At 52.7% G+C, this 18,457-nt stretch carries 13 protein-coding genes; 3 read left to right on the forward strand and 10 right to left on the reverse strand.

Going from position 1 to position 18,457, the window contains the following annotated elements; all coding sequences use genetic code 11:
- Positions 1 to 16: 16 nt before the first annotated feature.
- A complete protein-coding gene (hisS, locus tag AC0LWM_RS01045) occupies positions 17 to 1,267 on the reverse strand; it encodes a histidine--tRNA ligase (RefSeq protein ID WP_474673044.1) in 1,251 nt (416 codons plus the stop codon).
- A 648-nt stretch (positions 1,268 to 1,915) separates the two neighbouring features.
- Between hisS and AC0LWM_RS01050 the strand changes: the two genes are divergently transcribed.
- Entirely contained in the window at positions 1,916 to 2,341 is a 426-nt protein-coding gene (locus tag AC0LWM_RS01050) for a hypothetical protein (protein ID WP_474673045.1), read from the forward strand.
- A 64-nt stretch (positions 2,342 to 2,405) separates the two neighbouring features.
- On the opposite strand, the gene AC0LWM_RS01055 is transcribed toward AC0LWM_RS01050, so the two are convergent.
- From AC0LWM_RS01055 to AC0LWM_RS01080, 6 genes are all read right to left on the reverse strand, one after another.
- Positions 2,406 to 3,989 carry a coproporphyrinogen III oxidase gene (locus AC0LWM_RS01055; RefSeq protein WP_474673046.1) on the reverse strand — a complete coding sequence of 528 codons (1,584 nt, stop codon included), beginning with the start codon at positions 3,987 to 3,989 and terminating at the stop codon, positions 2,406 to 2,408.
- A gap of 135 nt (positions 3,990 to 4,124) precedes the next feature.
- Positions 4,125 to 4,298 carry a hypothetical protein gene (locus AC0LWM_RS01060; RefSeq protein ID WP_474673047.1) on the reverse strand — a complete coding sequence of 58 codons (174 nt, stop codon included), beginning with the start codon at positions 4,296 to 4,298 and terminating at the stop codon, positions 4,125 to 4,127.
- Positions 4,299 to 4,372: 74 nt separating this feature from the next.
- Entirely contained in the window at positions 4,373 to 4,813 is a 441-nt protein-coding gene (dtd, locus tag AC0LWM_RS01065; protein ID WP_474673048.1) for a D-aminoacyl-tRNA deacylase, read from the reverse strand.
- Between the two features lie 29 nt (positions 4,814 to 4,842).
- The gene (locus AC0LWM_RS01070) at positions 4,843 to 7,029 is read right to left on the reverse strand and encodes a RelA/SpoT family protein (protein ID WP_474673049.1); all 2,187 of its coding nucleotides are present in this window, start codon (positions 7,027 to 7,029) and stop codon (positions 4,843 to 4,845) included.
- A 408-nt stretch (positions 7,030 to 7,437) separates the two neighbouring features.
- On the reverse strand, positions 7,438 to 10,266 hold the full coding sequence (locus tag AC0LWM_RS01075; protein WP_474673050.1) for a glucosidase family protein: 2,829 nt from the start codon (positions 10,264 to 10,266) through the stop codon (positions 7,438 to 7,440).
- A 259-nt stretch (positions 10,267 to 10,525) separates the two neighbouring features.
- Entirely contained in the window at positions 10,526 to 11,383 is an 858-nt protein-coding gene (locus AC0LWM_RS01080; protein WP_474673051.1) for a MurR/RpiR family transcriptional regulator, read from the reverse strand.
- A 271-nt stretch (positions 11,384 to 11,654) separates the two neighbouring features.
- Between AC0LWM_RS01080 and uraA the strand changes: the two genes are divergently transcribed.
- On the forward strand, positions 11,655 to 12,923 hold the full coding sequence (uraA, locus tag AC0LWM_RS01085; RefSeq protein WP_474673523.1) for a uracil permease: 1,269 nt from the start codon (positions 11,655 to 11,657) through the stop codon (positions 12,921 to 12,923).
- Between the two features lie 147 nt (positions 12,924 to 13,070).
- On the forward strand, positions 13,071 to 14,291 hold the full coding sequence (locus tag AC0LWM_RS01090; RefSeq protein ID WP_474673052.1) for a winged helix-turn-helix domain-containing protein: 1,221 nt from the start codon (positions 13,071 to 13,073) through the stop codon (positions 14,289 to 14,291).
- A gap of 166 nt (positions 14,292 to 14,457) precedes the next feature.
- Here the strand turns inward: AC0LWM_RS01090 and AC0LWM_RS01095 are convergent, their stop codons facing one another.
- The 3 genes from AC0LWM_RS01095 to AC0LWM_RS01105 form a co-directional block, all read right to left on the reverse strand.
- Positions 14,458 to 14,970, reverse strand: coding sequence for an adenine phosphoribosyltransferase (locus tag AC0LWM_RS01095; RefSeq protein WP_474673053.1), 513 nt, complete (start codon positions 14,968 to 14,970; stop codon positions 14,458 to 14,460).
- Entirely contained in the window at positions 14,967 to 17,432 is a 2,466-nt protein-coding gene (recJ, locus tag AC0LWM_RS01100; RefSeq protein WP_474673054.1) for a single-stranded-DNA-specific exonuclease RecJ, read from the reverse strand. Before recJ ends, AC0LWM_RS01095 begins: the two co-directional genes overlap by 4 nt.
- 69 nt (positions 17,433 to 17,501) lie before the next feature.
- Complete coding sequence (locus AC0LWM_RS01105) at positions 17,502 to 18,455, reverse strand: cation diffusion facilitator family transporter (protein WP_474673055.1); 954 nt, start codon at positions 18,453 to 18,455, stop codon at positions 17,502 to 17,504.
- Positions 18,456 to 18,457 lie beyond the last annotated feature (2 nt).

Consider the following 18,457-nt stretch of genomic DNA (forward strand, 5'->3'; position numbering starts at 1 on the left):
CATCGTTCCCCTTTGTTTATTGTTTTAGTAGCTCTGCCGCCAGGTCCGCAATCGGGACGTAGCGCTGCTCGCCGGTCGCCATCGATTTGAGCGCGATTTCGCCGCGCGCCAGCTCGTCGTCGCCGAGAACGGCCGTATAACGTGCTTTTAATCGGTCGGCCGCCTTGAACTGCGTTTTCATTTTGCGCCCTTGGTAATCCTTCTCGGCAATGACGCCTTGGCCGCGCAAATCGTTGACGATTTTGACGATCGATTTCTCCGCTTGTTCGCCGAGCCCGATCACATACACGTCGATCTGCCCCATATCCGGCACCTCGACGCCTTGATCGGCCATCACGAGCAATGCCCGCTCCAGGCCAAGCCCGAAGCCGATGCCCGGCTGGTCATTGCCGCCGATTTCGGCTACAAGCCCGTTATAGCGCCCGCCTGCACCGATCGTGTCGATTGCTCCGATACCTTGCGCTTTATATTCAAAAGCAGTATGCGTGTAATAATCCAGTCCACGCACAAGCCGTGAATTAACTGTGTAAGGAATATCCATCGCAGTTAAGTGCTGCTTCAAAGCCTCAAAATGCGTTGTGCACTCCTCGTCGAGACTATCGAGAATCGATGGCGCTCCGTCAAATCGGTGCATGTCGATCTTGCAATCCAATACGCGCAGCGGGTTGCGGTCATAACGCGACTGGCAGTCCTTGCACAGTTCAGGCAGCATGGGCTTCAAATATTGCTGCAGTTTATCGCGGTACACGGCGCGGCTAGCCGGATTGCCAACCGAGTTGATTTCGACGGTGACACCTTTTAAGCCGATCTCCTTGTAAAATTGAATTCCCATAGCGATGACTTCGGCATCGATGCTTGGATCGACCGTTCCGAACACTTCCACACCGAATTGGTGCAGCTGGCGATAGCGGCCTGCCTGCGGCCGCTCATAGCGGAACATCGGGCCGATGTAATACAGCTTGCTGATGTCCGGATCGCCGAACAGCTTGTTTTCCACGTAAGCTCGGACAACGCCCGCCGTTCCTTCGGGACGAAGCGTAATGCTGCGCTCGCCGCGATCGAGGAACGTATACATCTCCTTCTCAACGATATCGGTTGTTTCCCCAACCCCGCGCTGGAACAACTCGGTCGATTCGAACATCGGTGTGCGAATTTCCTTGTAATTGAACCGCCGGCACAAGTCGCGCGCTTTTTGTTCAATATACTGCCATTTCTCTGTAGTTCCGGGCAAAAAATCCTGCGTTCCCGTCGGCTTCTGAAATGCCATCTCCATTGACCTCCTTCAAAAATAAAAAACTCCCGCTCCTGACGACTTGCTTGTCAGGGACGAGAGATCTCATTGACGTGATTCACCCGTGGTACCACCCACATTCCGGTTATAAGCCCGACGATGCATGATGCACGCTGTCGTTCCTTACGAACCGCTTCAACGGTTAACGCCCGCTACACGCAATACAGCTAATACGTCCGGTCCGTCTTGCAAGGCCGTCGGTTCGCCGCATGTTCTCGGGGATGTCTGTTCGTCCATACACGTTAAGGAAGCTTGCAGCCTGATGGCTTCCCTCTCTGCGTAAGTGACATGGAGTACTTGTTCCCGTCATCGAATCGTTTGATCGCTTTAGCAATACATTACAACTGATTGTAATCGCGCCGCCCTTTAAAGTCAAGCTGCTTTGTCGTAAGCTTGGAAAATTAAAGAAAGAAACCTACAATGCTACGATTGTAGGTTTAAAGGTTTTATATTAAAAAAGGGGGTCGACTTTTATTATAGGTTGCTTATGTTAAACGAGCATGAAAATTAGATTACAAAAACATTACAATAAATAAAGCGCTTTTTTCTATCATATCCTTCTATTCCATCTCATATGATTTACTACTAGGGTTAAGCCTAGAATAAGATATTGGAGGAATGGAAATGGAATTGCACAACGACGCAAAGGCCCCGGAAGAAGCGGAAAACAGCGTGCTGGAATCGATCGCGCTCGATGAGGATTTTGTTCTACCATCCGATGCCGATATTAGCGGCATCGATGAGCTAGAGTTTGCCGAAGATGAAGAGAGCGAAGCGGACGATGCTGACGGCGACGCCGAAGACGACGCCGCTGATGAAGAAGTCGCCGACGATGCCGACGGTGACGATACAGAGAGTGATTCGAGTGGCGATGACGAAGAAGCCGATGGCGAAGAAAGCGATTCGGAGGACGGTGCGGAGGACGCATCCGACGAAAGCGACGAAACGGCCGATGACGCCGAAGGTGCAGCTGATGATGAAGCGGATGACTCTGACGATGCCGACGCAACCGAATCTGAGGATAGCGATGGATCCGGCGAGTCCGCATAGATGCGGTTATAAAACAAGCCATTCATGAACGAGCCGTAACCCGTTCACGAATGGCTGTATTTTTTTAGGAATCGCCGCTTGCGGCCACTTCGATTTCGACGCCGAACAGCTTGCTGAGCGCCTCGATTTTGAGATTCGTAGAGTGAAGATAACTTTCATTGTACGCTTTAGGCTCCTTCGGGTTGGCCAAGCGCGTAATGATGCCGGTTTCGGGATCGATCCATTTGCTGACCGCGCCGCAGCCGAGGCCGATGATCGATTGATTCTCCTCCATCATGACGATGTTGTAGATGCTTTCACGGCCGGGCAGCGCATAACCTACGTTTTCGAGGTTGCCTAAAATATTTTTTTGACGGTACAAATAATAGGGAACATACCCGTGCTGCCCCGTCCATTCGCCTGCCCGGGCCATCATTTCGGTAATTTCCTCGCGACCCGCCACTTTGAACTTCCCTTCGCCTTTATGCCGCGTCATTTCCGATGCTCTCTTGAACGAAAGCGTATGGACCGTAAGCGATTCGGGCATCAGCTTCTCCGTTTCGTCCAGCGTATGCTGGAATTGCTCCATCCCTTCGCCGGGCAGGCCGATGATGAGATCCATGTTAATATTGTTCATGCCGGACTCGCGGGCGAGCCAAAACTTGTCGATCGTTTCCTGCACCGTATGGTGCCGCCCGATCGCATCGAGCGTTTCTTGAATGTACGACTGCGGGTTGATGCTGATCCGGTCGATGTTCCATTTGCGCAGGACGGCCAGCTTCTCCGGCGTAATCGTGTCAGGGCGCCCCGCTTCCACGGTCACCTCGCGAATGCTTTCCACATGAGGGAACGACTCATACATCCGTTCATACAGCATATCCATCTCTTCCGCCGTAATGCTCGTTGGCGTACCGCCGCCGAAATAGACGGTCGTGATCCGCACGTCGTTCCGACTTAACCATTCACCGATCGCTTTCATTTCATAATCGAGTCCGCCAAGAAACGAATTCACGGAGCCCTGTTTGCCGTTAATATCGTAAGCAGGGAACGTGCAATAAGCGCATTTCGTCGGGCAAAACGGAATGCCGATATAAACGCTGACTTCCCGCTGCAAATGATACAGATCCGGGATAATCGCAAGCTGGCGACTGACGATTTGCTGCATCAGCTCGATTTTTTCGTCGGTGACCAAATAATCCTCCCGCAATATACGGTGCGCCTCTTCGGGCGAACACCCTTCCGTCAGCTTGTCGTGCAGCAGCTTCGTCGGCCGAATGCCGGTCAATATTCCCCATGGTTGCTTGATGCCGGTCGCATCCTGCAGAACATGCAATAATGCATGGCACATCGCTTGCTTGATTTGCTTGCGCTCTTCTTCAGCGGTCAAATCGGAGCCGACGGTACGGGCATGCGAAGCATGGAGAGGCTCCGAAGAAATCGCATAGGTCAATCGAGCGAAGGTACGGATCGATTTGTCTGCAGCCACGCCGACGGATTCCATTCGAAGCTCGATCTTTACATCAGCCGCGCTAGCTTCGCTTGTTGTTTCGACGACATTGTCCTCGACTTGATAAATAAACTCGACATTTTCATAAAACATATTGATAATGTTCGCGATCGTCCGTTCATACGAGGCAAACTCAGCCGGAACCGCAACATAAATACGCATGATGGCAAAACACTCCAATCGTAAAAATACCGCCACGATAAGTCGATTAGGCGGCATACTTTTTTTCAGTGTAACGGAGATCATTGCGAAGGTCAATTTTTCGTTTCCTTAATCCTACACAAAAAAACCGCGGCATCAGCGTAACCTGTGCCGCGGCGGCATGCTCGTCCGGTCGCTCGAAGGACCGAATTCCAGCGAAAACTCGTTGTCTCTTGCAGGATCGGTCATTTCGTACGATTCCCGCAAGTCGTTGTTCATGATCCTGTTGGCGGGATGAAGCAGCATCCCTTGCTTTTTCGATTCGTGCATCTAGCGCTCACGTCTCCTTCAATAGTCTTGAGACTATTGTACCCGGAAGATAGAGCAAATAACCGGAAATGGCATTACCGGCTGTCGATGATTAATGTGACGGGTCCCCAGTTCGTAAAGGAAACGTCCATCATTTCCCCGAACTTGCCGGTCGCAACCGTAAGGCCTAGCCCCCGCAATTGGTCATTGAAATATTCATAAAGGACAACCGCCTGGTCCGGACGGGCCGCCGCCATAAAGTTCGGGCGTCTTCCCTTGCGGCAATCGCCGTACAACGTAAATTGCGATACCGATAAGATTTGCCCGCCGACGTCGGTCACGGACAAATTCATTTTGCCTTCGGCGTCTTCAAAAATGCGCAGCCCGGCGATTTTATCGGCCAAATAGCGGGCGTCCTGCTCCGTATCTTCGTGCGTTACCCCGACGAGCAGCATCAACCCTGATTCGATTTGTCCGACGACAGCGCCGTCTACGGTCACTTGCGCTTGTTTGCTGCGCTGTACGACTACTCTCATTTTTCTACTCCCCGTTCCATTATTGCACGTTATTGCATGATCCGTTGAACCGAATAAACGTCCTTCACCCGCTTGATCTTGTCGACCACGGATTGCAAATGGTCGATATTGCGGATCAGAATCGTCATATGCACCATGGCCATCTTGTTCTTGTCCGAGCGTCCCGAAACGGCCGAGATATGCGTCTTGCTTTCGGACACCGCCTGCAGCACCTCGTTCAACAACCCGTTGCGGTTGTGGCCCGTAATTTCGATTTCCACGCTATAATTGGCTTCGACCGAATCCTCCCACGCCACTTCGATGACGCGTTCCGTTTCATCGCCCGCATCCTCCATCGTAGGAATGTTCGCGCAGTCGCTGCGATGCACGGAAATGCCGCGGCCTCTTGTAATATAGCCGATTATGTCGTCGCCGGGCACCGGATTGCAGCAGCGCGCGAAGCGGACGAGCAAATTGTCGACGCCCTTAACACTGACACCGTGCGTCGGGCGGTGCTTCTTCTCCGATGCGGAGGAGCGAACTTCCTTGACCTCGTTCGTGAGCTGCAGCATGTTCGCTTCTTCGGTTTCCTTGCGCAGTCTGTCGGTCAGCCGCGTGCAAATTTGTGCCGCCGTAATGCCGTTGAAGCCAACGGCGGACATCATATCCTCGATGTCGTTGAAATTGAACTTGCGTGCAACTTCCATCAGCCGTTCGTCGGTCATCAGCGTCGGCGGATCGATGCCCAGGCGTTTCAGCTCGCGTTCGATCGCTTCTTTGCCTTTGGCGACGTTCTCCTCGCGACGTTCTTTCTTGAACCATTGCTTGATCTTCGTGCGGGCATGCGACGACTGGGCGATTTTGACCCAATCCTGGCTCGGACCGTACGAATGCTTGGACGTCAAAATCTCCACGATATCGCCGGTATTCAGCTGATAATCGAGCGGCACGATCCGCCCGTTCACCTTCGCCCCGATCGTACGGTTGCCGATTTCCGTATGAATGCGGTAAGCGAAGTCAAGCGGAACCGAACCGGCCGGCAGCTCGATCACTTCGCCTTTGGGCGTGAATACATACACCAAATCGGTGAAAAAATCCATCTTCAGCGATTCGACGAATTCCGCGGCATCGCTCGCATCGTTTTGCAGCTCCAATATTTCGCGGAACAGCGTCATCTTATCGCCGAAATTGCCTGCGGGAACAACCGTACCTTCCTTGTACGCCCAATGCGCGGCGATCCCGTATTCGCTCGTACGGTGCATGTCCCATGTACGGATCTGCACTTCGGTCGGTTCGCCCTTCGGCCCCACGACGGTCGTATGCAGCGATTGGTACATGTTCGGCTTCGGCATGGCGATATAGTCCTTGAACCGTCCGGGCATCGGCTTCCATAACGTATGGATGATGCCAAGCGTCGCATAACAATCCTTGATATTATCGACGATTATCCGAATCGCCAGCAGGTCGTAGATCTCGTTGAACTGCTTGTTCTTCGACGTCATTTTTTTGAAAATGCTGTACAGATGCTTCGGCCTGCCCGAAATGTCGCCTTCAATGCCCATCTCATGCAGTTTTTCCTTGATGCGCTCGATGAGCTCCTGAATGTATTGCTCGCGCTCGGCGCGTTTTTTCTTCATCAGGTTGGCGATCCGGTAATATTGCTGAGGGTTCAAGTATCGGAGGGCGATATCTTCCATTTCCCATTTAATCGCGGATATGCCGAGCCGGTGAGCGATCGGGACGAAGATTTCAAGCGTTTCGTCCGCGATCCGCCGCTGGCTTTCTTCCGATTGGTATTTGAGCGTACGCATATTATGCAGGCGGTCTGCCAGCTTGATTAAGATAACGCGGATGTCCTTCGCCATCGCGACGAACATTTTGCGGTAATTTTCGTTCTGATGCTCTTCCTTCGTCCGGAACTGGATCTTCTCCAGCTTCGTAAGTCCGTCCACCAGCATGGCGCAGGTCGGTCCGAACTGCTCGCGAACCGTCTCCAGCGAAACGGTCGTATCTTCGACGACGTCATGCAGCAGCGCGGCGATAATGGAGGTGACGTCCATCTCCATATTGACCAATATTTCAGCAACGGCAAGCGGATGCAGAATATACGGTTCTCCCGATTTCCGCACCTGTCCGAAGTGAGCCTGATCGGCAAAGTCGTAAGCGTCCTTGATCCGCTTCAGGTCGTTTTCTTTTAAATATGTCGATGCCTTTTCCAATAGTTGGTCAATACCCATTTCCGTACCCTTTCATGATCGTCACATTTCGACTCGATTTCCGATATTTCTTATCATTATGCCTTTTAAACGGGTCGGACGTCAACTCCTCGCCGTCTCTCGCCATGCTATTTCATCCATTACGAAAATATCGTCGGATAAAAATGATAGCGATATGGAGATCTCGTATTTAAAGGATGGAAACTCGAAGGAAAAAGACGATATTTTTGATCGATGCGGACATGAGACAATTTTATTGCAGTGATCTATCCATCGATGGAAAAAGAGTATCGTACTGTACGCCGGACGGCAAAAAAAACAGCCGCCGGAGAAGCGCATTCTCCGGCGGTTTGTGCGTTGCTGGCGGCAATTTGGCCGCTTGTTCATACCGAGGCTGGCAAGAGGACTGCCGGTTATAGCGACTTCGGTTTATAGCGACTGCGCTTTATGCGCCGCCGCCATCGTCATCGCCGCTTGGAATACGTTCCACCCCGCAGGCGGTCCGGCATCGGTCGTTTGCTGCATCAACGTTTGCAAATACGTATCGACGGCTTGTTTGTCGCCAAGAAGCGCGGCTGTATACGCCGCCGCTGCGTATGATGTTTCGCCGATGGATGCGGACGTCGCCCAATTCGGAACCGCCGTTTTGAACCGATCGTACAAGTCGAGCGATCTTGGATCGTCCGGCGCAAGGACGCCGGTATAAATCGGTGCAAGCTGGGCAAGCGCATCCGACGGCTTCGACAAATCCGGCGCAACCGCCGTGCCCGCCCCGTCGATGGACAAGTGATACAAATTCAAGCTGTCGCTCCATAATCGCCCTTGGATACCGGCGAGCAAATTACCCCGATACCCGTCGAAATAATCGGCAGGTCCCGATGCCTGAAAATAATTGCGGAACAACCATACACTGTCGGTTAAGCCTTTGTAGGTCGCTGCGTTATCGGTCAATTGCTTCAATTGCGAAGCAGGATGCTTCCATATGAGCCCATCCTGGTCTTGGGATTTGAGGATTCCGATCCCGCCGGTCATGATATCGGTCTGGAATTGACTGATCCCCGGATTCAGGCCGGTCACCTCGACATATTTGCGGACAAGCGATAAAAATGCCGCATTTTGTGAAGCACCCGCCTCGTACGAATTCAATGCGGTCATTTCCAGCGTTGCCGGATCAACGGCATAATCGTACGCCGTTCCATAAATTCCGTATGAATCCGGCCAGTTCCAGTGCGTCATATACCAGTCGATGTATTTTTTCGCTTGCGGCGCGTATTCCGGCCGCTCCAGCAGCCCGATTGCCGCCCACGCGGAAAGGCGCGAATCGACTTTATATTTGCCGTTTAACGCGTCTATCGGCGTTTTGTCGTTCAGGATTGCACCGTTCGGAAGCTGCATCCCGAGAATCCAGTTCGCCTGCGCATCGATTACGGCATCATAGGTCGTTAGCGGCGCCGTCGAGAGTTGAATCGCGACTGTATTCGAAATGGCGACATCGCTGCCGTTCGTCACGACGGCCCGAACGTCGATGGAGGAAACCGCAGGATCGATCATGACCAGCTTTAGCGTCCCTTGCGGGCCGATTTGTACGAGATCGTCACGGCTTGTTCGAAATTCGACATGGGCGCCAGGAAGCTGCACCGGCTCGGCTTGGCCTTCTACATATGTCGCCACCGAAAGCTGAGCGCTTTCGCCGCGATGCAGCTCCACGCGATCCGAAGTAAGAAGAACGTTTTTGAGCAGCGGCACATCGGAAGCGATTTTAACGGAGAAATTTATCGCTTCGACTGCGTGCACGTTATTGAATGAGTCCTTCCCGATCGCTTCCGCCCGGTAATCGCCGTTCAACAACCCGTCGAATGACATCGACCATTTTCCATTTGCCGCGGGCTTCGCCGATGCCGATTTTTCTGTGCCCGTAAGCAGATGCGTCAGTTTCATTTCGATTTTGGCGATGTCTTTGCTCTTTCCCGTTATAACAAGCGGCTGGCGAGCGATTTGTTGAGCCTCTGCGGGATTTGCAATTTGCAGGTTGTATTTCGGCTGCCGGGTGGTTTTCATGATTTTTGCAGCCATGATCGTCGCGCCGGACTCCATATTGTACCAGGTCCACGGATGCCCCTGGTCGATGTACGTTTTTTTCACCGATTGCAAATACGTATCCACCCTCGTCTTATCACCCATAATCGCCGCCGTGTATGCGATTAGCGCCCATGGGAAACCATCCGGCTTTTCCAATTTCGGCCATCCCGGATGATGCTCGTTGAACGTATTGTAAAGTTGAAGCGCCCGCTCGCTGTCAGGCTCGATCAGACCGGTCCAGATCGGGAACAATTGCGCGGTCGCGTCCGGGTAAAACGAATCCCAATTTACTCCGCCCAAGCCGCCGCCGTTATCTTTGTACGGCCGATAGGCCCCTTTGGCCGGATCCCACAGCTCTCTTTCAATGCCCGCGGCAACCGCTTCTTTGCGGGAGCGGTAATTGTTTGCGGCATCCCGGTCGCGGATGACGTTTTGAAAAATCCATTCCGCATCCTCGAATCCTTTGTACACTTCCGCATTATCCATTAAATATTTGACTTGAAAATCCGGCATTGCCCACGTCAGCCCGTCGTTCTGCTGCGTGGCGACCATCACTTCGGCGATCGTCTCGATTTCTTGTTTATGCGCTTTCACAAATTTCGAGTCATTCGTCACCTCGACATATTTGCGCAGCAAAGAGATGATCGTGGCCGCATAGGAATCGGTCGAATCGTATTTGTTTAGCGGCGTTTCCGTCTTCCGGTCGGGTTCGACGATATAATCGTATACGGTCCCGTTTAATCCGTTGTAATCCGTGTAAACGGGATGGTTCGGTTCATCCGGTTTCTTCCGCTTATCCGATTGAAGCTCAGCCGGCGATACGTTCATATGATCGAAGTACCACTCGATATATGTTTTGACGTTGTCCGCGTATTTCTCCTTTTCCAGCCAGCCTAAGGCGGCGATATTTGCGAAATACGGGACGACCCGGTATTTCCCGCCATAATTCGGCTCGCTGTACATCGGGAGTACACCGCTTGGAAGCTGCACTTTGGCGAGCCATGCCGCCTCCGCATCAATAATGCGGCCATAATCCGGCTCTTCGGCGGAAATTCGGGCATCCTTCGGTTCATCTGCGGCTGATGCAGCCACCCGCGGCACATTTCCCAAACCCGAGCCTAACAACGTCAACGACAAAACTACCGATATTGCAATACCTGCTTTATTCCTCGTTCTCATCAATCGGACACCTCCGCTATCTTGTAATGGCACCTAATTGTAATCGCTAGGATGAAAAAAGATTGCATGATCTTGTAAACCAGTACGACCACAAACCTATGCTTGTACTGCAGCATCAACTTTCTTTGGTTCATCACCTCCTAAACATCGTTAACGACAATCTGCCATTGTAATCGTTTTCAAAACACAATGTAGGCTCGACGCTACGCTGAATACGCCTGTGTCTTAGCTCGTTCGATGCGTTGCGAGCTCCTACGGTTCAATATAATTTGTCTAAAATCGAATACGTCGTTTTCCATGGGTTTAGATGATCCGCCTTGTCATGAATATACAAGGATAAGCTGATCACGATCAGCTCGATCAAAAATAAAATCGCAACTTTGCTGTTCAATTCGTTCTCCATTACGGAAACGCCTTTACTTAAGCAAACGAGCCGCAGATCGGAAGCTTCGGTAATCGGCGATCGGCCGTGGCCGGTAATGCATATCGTTGTAGCTTCGCTTTTACTTGCCATGCGGAGCGCGTTCACGACATCCTTGGTGCTCCCGTTTTGCGATATGCCGATGGCGACGTCCTGTTTGGACAAGTGTGCTGCGCTAATCAATTGCAGATGGACGTCGTCATGCGCGTCGACGGTAAGTCCGAGCCCGATCAGTTTGACTTTCAGCAGCTTCGCGATCGGTCCCGATTCCCCGACGCCGTAAATGACGATTTTTTTCGCATCCAGCATTTTGAATACCGCTTGTTGCAAATGGTCGAGATCCAATGTTTTCAGCGTATCCTGAATATTGTTCATGCTAATTTGCGCGAGACGCTGCGGAAGGTTCATCTTCTGTTCGTCCGAATCCGATTTGCCGGAGTTGTTCATGTCGCGCGCCAAGGCAATTTTTAATTCCTGAAAGCCGCGCAGTCCGATCGATCGGCAAAATCTCGTCACCGTCGATTGCGCCACGTTCAGTTCGTCGGCAATTTGGGTCACCGAATTGTAAATCACTTTGTCCGGATGCTCCAATACATAAGCGGCGATTTTTTGCTCCGTCGAAGATAAGTGGGTATAGGAGCTGTTGATTTTAGATTGCAGAGTCGTTTCGGACGGGTGATGCCGTTCCGTTTCCATATTGTGCTCCTTCATGATCGAATTTGTTTTTATCATAATAGGAAATGTCATATGTTTCAATAATTATTTTTTCGATTTGAACCGTTTTCGAAAGAATATTTTTTCGATAATTTATTTCGCAAATTGCTTATCGCCTTTCGTCGAAAATTTTGAAAAATACAGCTTTTGCAAAACCGCTTTTTTTGCTACTATGGAAATTGTGAAATTTTCACGAATTTTGTCGGATACATACCATGAATCAAGGAGGATCCCTGTGTCATCGCCACAACGCATGATTCAAGTCCATGAAAGACCCCCGTTATTGCAAAGCTTTCCGCTCAGTCTTCAGCATTTGTTCGCCATGTTCGGCTCTACCGTGCTCGTACCGAACTTGTTCAAGGTGGACCCTGCCACGATCCTGCTCATGAACGGAATCGGCACTATCCTGTATCTGCTGCTCTGCAAAGGGAAAATCCCGGCTTATCTCGGCTCCAGCTTCGCTTTTCTTTCGCCGGTCTTCGTTGTTCTGGGCGCGAGTCAATACGGCTATGCCGCCGCGCTGGGCGGATTTATCGTCGTCGGCGTGATCTTCTCGCTTGTCGCATTGCTCATCAAATACGCCGGAACCGGCTGGATTAACGTCGTATTCCCGCCTGCGGGCATGGGAGCGATCGTCGCCGTTATCGGATTGGAGCTTGCGCCCGTCGCAGCACGCATGGCGGGATTCATTCCGCCTGACGATCCTACGCAAGCGGCGACATGGTCGGCAGATCCGAAAGTGCTTACCGTCTCTATCATTACGCTGGTTGTCACGATTATCGGCACCGTCATGTTCCGCGGGTTTCTGAAAATCATTCCGATTCTGATCGGCATCATCGTCGGATATGTATTGGCATTCGCTTTGGGGCTTGTCAACTTCGACGCCGTGTCCGCCGCAGACTGGTTCGTACTCCCGACCTTCACGACCCCTCGTTGGGAATGGTCGAGCATCGCGATCATCCTCCCGGCTGCATTAGTCGTCATCGCGGAGCATATCGGACATCTCATCGTAACCGGCAATATCGTCGGCAAGGATCTTTCCAAGGACCCCGGCCTGCATCGCTCGCTGCTCGGCAACGGCATCTCGACGATCATTTCCGGCTTCGTCGGTTCGACGCCAAACACGACTTACGGCGAAAATATCGGCGTTCTGGCGATTACAAAAGTGTATTCGACCTTCATCATCGGCCTTGCAGCCGTATTCGCGATCGTATTGTCCTTCTTCGGCAAGCTGTCGGCGCTGATCGCGAACATTCCGGTTGCGGTCATGGGCGGCGTGTCGCTCCTGCTGTTCGGCGTTATCGCGGCATCGGGCATCCGCATGCTGGTTGAAGCGAAAATCGATTATTCGAAACCGACAAACCTGCTGCTCACGACCGTAGTCCTGATCATCGGCATCAGCGGCACGAAGCTGACGTTCGGCAACTTCTCGTTGTCCGGCATGGGTCTTGCGACGGTGGTCGCAATCGTGCTTGGGATCTTCTTTAAACTGATCGAAAAACTGCGCCTGGCGAACGAATAGCCCGGCATGCGCATACCCAATGGAGCTTGCCTTCGAATGAAGGACAAGCTCTTCTTTTTCACCCGGACAGGAACGTATATTCCCTTTGTATAATAAGCATGATATACTGGGCAGAAATAGGAATTGCAGAACTTAAGGAGGCCGCCGATGCAGTCTGTCGCATTATCGAACAAGCAAGCCCGACGTTTTTTATTGTCCCATCAGGGATTACTTGCCCCCGCGGCTTTTGCCGGCAAAGACGGTATTCTGGAATGGATCCGGCGAGTCGGCTGCGTTCAATACGATCCGCTTAATATCGTAGGCCGCAATGCCGAGCTGGTCCTGCAGTCGCGAATCCCCGGCTTCCGTCCCCCGATGCTTCAAGAGCTTCTGTATTTGGATCGTTTGCTGCTGGACGGCTGGGATAAGGTGATGTCCATTTATTCGCTTGAGGATTGGCCTTATTTCGAACGGTTTCGCCAAAAAAGCTACCGGCAGTTTTATGAGAATGAAACGATTCGTCAAGCGCTGCCGGAGGTTCGTTCCGAGATCGAATCTCGCGGGCCGCTGTCATCGGGCGACCTTGATCTCGATCAAACGATCGACTGGTCGTGGGCGCCGACCCGGTTAGCCCGAGCCGTCCTCGAGAGTATGTATTTCTGGGGAGAGCTGATCGTTCACCATAAGAAAAATAACCAGAAAATTTACGATTTCGCCGCCCGGCATATTCCGGAAAGCCTGCTGAAGGCAGAGGAGCCGTTCCCGTCGGATGAACAGCATCTGGATTGGCGGGTGCAGCGCCGAATCGGCGCCATAGGCTTCATGTGGGAGAAGGCCGGCGACGCATGGATCGGCATGCAGCTGAAGTCGAAGGAGCGACAAGCCTCGTTCGCCCGCCTGATGCAAGACGATCGGATCGTACAAATCTCCGTTGAAGGCGTCTCCGTGCCGCTGTATGTCCGAACTGAGGACTACGACCGGCTTCTGGCGGCTAAGGCTGCACCCGATACGTCAAACGCTGACCGCGCCTCGATTATCGCCCCGCTCGACAACTTGCTATGGGATCGGCGATTGATTAAGCAAATCTTCGAATTTGATTATATATGGGAAGTGTATAAGCCCGTCAGTCAACGCCAATATGGATATTACGTGCTGCCGATTCTGCATGGGGATACGTTCGTCGCCCGCTTCGAACCGGGAAGGGACAAAACGACAGGCGCGCTCGTCATCAAAAATTGGTGGTGGGAACCACACGTCGAGCGGACGGAGTCCTTGCTAAGCGAGCTTCGGCGATGCTTCCATGACTTTATGGGATTCCTGGGTGCAGATACCCTGCTCATCGAACCGGAAGTCGTTCAACGCGAAGGCCTGGAAGCTTTGATACGGTAATGGCAGGCGGTTGTCTGATGGCGGAGGACGATTACTGTTTCTGGTAGGAGCGATAGGAGCATAATTGAATCTAATACGGCCGGTCCAATGACGATTACAAAAAAGCCGGTGCATTCCTTAACCTGAAACAGGTTGGAACACCCAGCTTTTCAAATATCGTGGCTGCTTAATACTTAACAAGCGAAAATACGTCAATGCCATCCAGCTTGTCGCGTCCGGTCAAATAACCGAGTTCGATCAGAAATGCCGCCCCGACAACGTCGCCGCCGAGCTGTCGAACCAGATTGATCGAAGTGGAAATCGTACCGCCGGTCGCCAGCAAATCGTCCGCGATCAGCACCTTTTGTCCCGGCTTGATGGCGTCCTTATGCATCGCCAGCTTGTCTTTGCCGTATTCTAGATCGTAGCCTGCCTCAATCGTGTCGTAAGGCAGCTTGCCCGGCTTGCGGATCGGCACAAAGCCGATACCTAGCGCATAGGCGAGCGGTGCTCCAACGACAAAACCGCGCGCTTCCGGCCCGGCGATGACGTCGATTTCTTTGTGCTCGACCATTTTTTTGATCGCATCGATCGCTTCGCGATAGACAGGACCGTTGTTCAGCAATGTCGTAATGTCTTTGAAACGGATGCCTGGCTGCGGATAATCGAGAATTACCCGGATATGCTCTTTGAAATTCATACTATATCCTCCTGTCGCCGATCGTTTGCGATCGTACGATTCATATGATCCATAATCCAATTCGTTAACTGCTCTGCCGTCGAATAAATAAGTTCATGCTCCGCCTCGGCTTTGAGCTGCTTCGCGCGGTAGCTGCGCGAGGCCGTCAGATCCCGCTTAGGCGGGTTCGGGACGTATTCGTACATGCGACCCGAATCATTCAAGCGAATGAAAGACAGCTCGGCGAAAACGTTAATAATAAACTTCACCGAAGCGATCGGCAAGCCCTCGCGTCGGCTGACCCGTTTGGCAAAATCGTCGCCCGTAGCCCCCCATGACTGCTGCTGCGTTATGTAGCCGTATACCTTCTTAAAAGCATCCCTGGAAGGCAGAGGTACAGGCTCAAGCGCATCCGCATAAACGGCGTATAATCGTTCAATACCGCTCGTCGTCCGCAGCGTCGACACAAACGGTTCCAGCCCTTCCGGCAAAGCGTACAGCACAAGGTCCCGCACCTGCCCAAAATCGACACGCTGTGCGGCTTCATTGAGCGGACTCGCTCCTCGCTCCTCGTCGTAAGCCCATACCGAGCAGCACGTGCGATCTACGAATGTCCGAATTTCTTCGGCTTCGGAAGAGTTCGATATCATAAGCCCGAACGCGGCGGGATCATGCCCGCGAGCTTTCTTCATGATCTCTTCGGCATGGCCGTGAATCGTCTCCAGCTTTTGCAGCGGCCTGCCCGCGCCGCGATAATCGAACACCTGAACATGCGGCACGCATAGGTCCTGTATGACGATTTGCGGCTTGCGAACGCCGTTCCATTCGTTGATGGACAGCTCGCCCAGTACATCAAGCGAAGACGTTGTCGAGAAGCTGCCGGCGGAAGCGCCGCGACCGAAAGCGACTGCTTCAACCGACGCCCCGTTCGCCGCCGAAGCATCCGTCAAGACGAGCTTCAAATGCTGGCGTTCTTTGCCGATCGTGCGCAGCTCTTTAACCTGCAGCTTAGTAAAGACGAACCGCGGCGACGGGTTGCCGGTGCCGAAAGGCGCAAGCTTCTCGATCTGCCGAATCGTATCCGTCGTCACTTCGCCGAACGGACAAGTATCGTCAACGGAAATCGTCGGCATAAAATCGTTGTCCGTCAGCTGTTCCGCAGCCAATGCGTTGAGCCTTGCAGCAAATTCGTCAAGATGCCGCCGGTGAAAGCTCATCCCCGCCGCAGCCTGGTGTCCTCCGTAATGATCGAGCAAATCGTCGCAGCACGTAAGTCCATGGTGCATGTCGAAGCCGAGTATCGATCTGGCCGAGCCTTTGCACATCCCGGTTTCCGGATCGATGCTTAGGATTATCGTCGGCCGGTAAAACTTCTCCAGCAGCTTGGAGGCTACGATTCCGATGACCCCGACGTTCCACTGCTCTTTCGCCACCACGATGACCTTCTGCGAAGGGTTGCCGTCCGCATCCCGCTGCAGGAGCTTCATCGCTTCGGCCGTTGTCTCCTCGACGATTTTCTGACGCTCCTTATTCAGTATATCGAGCCCCATCGCAATTTGCTCCGCTTCATCGGCATCTTCCGTCGTCAGCAGCTTCACCGCTTCGTCGGCGTGCTCCAGCCGGCCGCTTGCATTGATGCGCGGCGCGATGCCGAAGGCTACATTGCCCGCGTTAACCTGCGCGATATCGACGCCGGCCACCTCCAGCAGCGCCCGTACGCCGCGATAGCTGCTTCGCTGCATGTTGTCCAAGCCGAGCCGGACAAGCAGCCGGTTCTCGTCGGTGAGCGGCATCAAATCGGCAATCGTGCCGATCGTGGCAATTTCGCTCAATTCCTCCGGCACGCGCCCTAGCAGCGCATGCGCAAGCTTAAAGGCAACGCCTGCGCCGGCTAATCCTTTGAACGGATACGGACAGCCCGGTTTCTTCGGGTTCACGATCGCGAGTGCCTGCGGCAGCACTTCCGGCGGTTCGTGGTGATCGGTCACCACGACGTCGATGCCTAGCTCGGACGCGTAAGCGATTTCGTCCACCGCGCTGATTCCCGTATCGACGGTCACTATCAAGTCGACGCCGCTTTCCTTTGCCTTATCCAATGCGCCGCGGTTTAAACCGTAGCCTTCATGAACGCGATGCGGGATGTAATAATCGAACGTTGCTCCGAGCGATCGAAACAAATGAATCAACAACGATGTGCTGCTGACACCGTCCGCATCATAATCGCCATAGATCCGAATCTTCTCCCCGCGTTCCAGCGCCGCGCGGATTCGTCCGACCGCCTCGCTCATGCCGTCCAACAAATACGGGTCGTAAAAATGCTCGATGCGGCCGGACAAAAAGATGTCCGCTTGTTGCTTCGTTTCGATTCCTCTAAGTACTAGCAACCGCGCCAACAGAGGATTGATGTTCATTTCGCGGGTCAGCAGGTCGATCTTGGCCCCGTCCGCTTCTAGAATGTTCCATTTCGCTTTAGCCTGAAGCACGGCATTGCTCCCTTCCGAAAAGCGCAAGCTTCGCTTTGCATAGCAAAACGAAGCTTCGTTTGTTCGTCTTTATTGCAATAAAGTCGGTACATGGTCCTGCTCCAGATCGTTGTTGCTTTTGTAAGGATAACCCGGATCATAAGGATTCACATGAATGCATACATCCGATACATGAAAAAAACGTTTCATGAGCAAATGTTTCACTCGTTTCGCGATATCGTGTCCTTCGAAAACGGAGATACGCGGATTCACGCTGATTTTTACATCGACGATGACATAATGCCCTTGCTCGCGCGCCCGCAAATCATCCACCTTGATGACTCCGTTAATCCGCTGAACCGTTTCGATGAGATCCAGGGCATCCTCTTCGCGCAATGCCCGTTCGTTCGTCTTGCTGATCATTTCCCGAATGTGACGATATCCCATCTGCAAGACAAGAACGGCAATCAACAGGCCGGCAGCAGGATCGAAATAATATAATGCCGGCAAATCAAACGATTTGCCGATCCATGCTCCGCCAACGCCGATCAGGGCGAGAAGCGAGCAGAAGATGTCGGAGCGATGCTCCGACGCATAAGCGGTCATCGATTGACCGGTAAACTTGATACTGATCCGGTACTTATACAGAAACATGATTTCCTTCACGATCACGGATACGATGATGGCGACCAAAGCGTACCATGCCGGCGGCGTCAACGCCCCGTAGCAGATCGTCCGGATCGTAGTCAACAGCAGCTGGAAACCGATGAAGAACATCACGGCCGACGCGATGACCGGCGGAATCAGCTTTGCTTTTGCTTGTGCCGAGGATGGCTCTTTATCGCTCGCGCGCTTGGCGGCCCGAATGCCGATCGCCGAGGCTACCGCTCCCGCAAAATCCGAGGCGGAATGAGCAGCATCGGCGATCAGCGCATAGCTGTTGGACATTAAGCCAACGATCCCCTTGAATAAAGCTAAAGCTCCATTCCCGATCATGCCGATCCATGCTGCCGTGTCCGCTTTAGCAAATCGTTGCTGTGTCATCA

Source organism: Paenibacillus sp. sgz302148 (genome assembly GCF_056120465.1).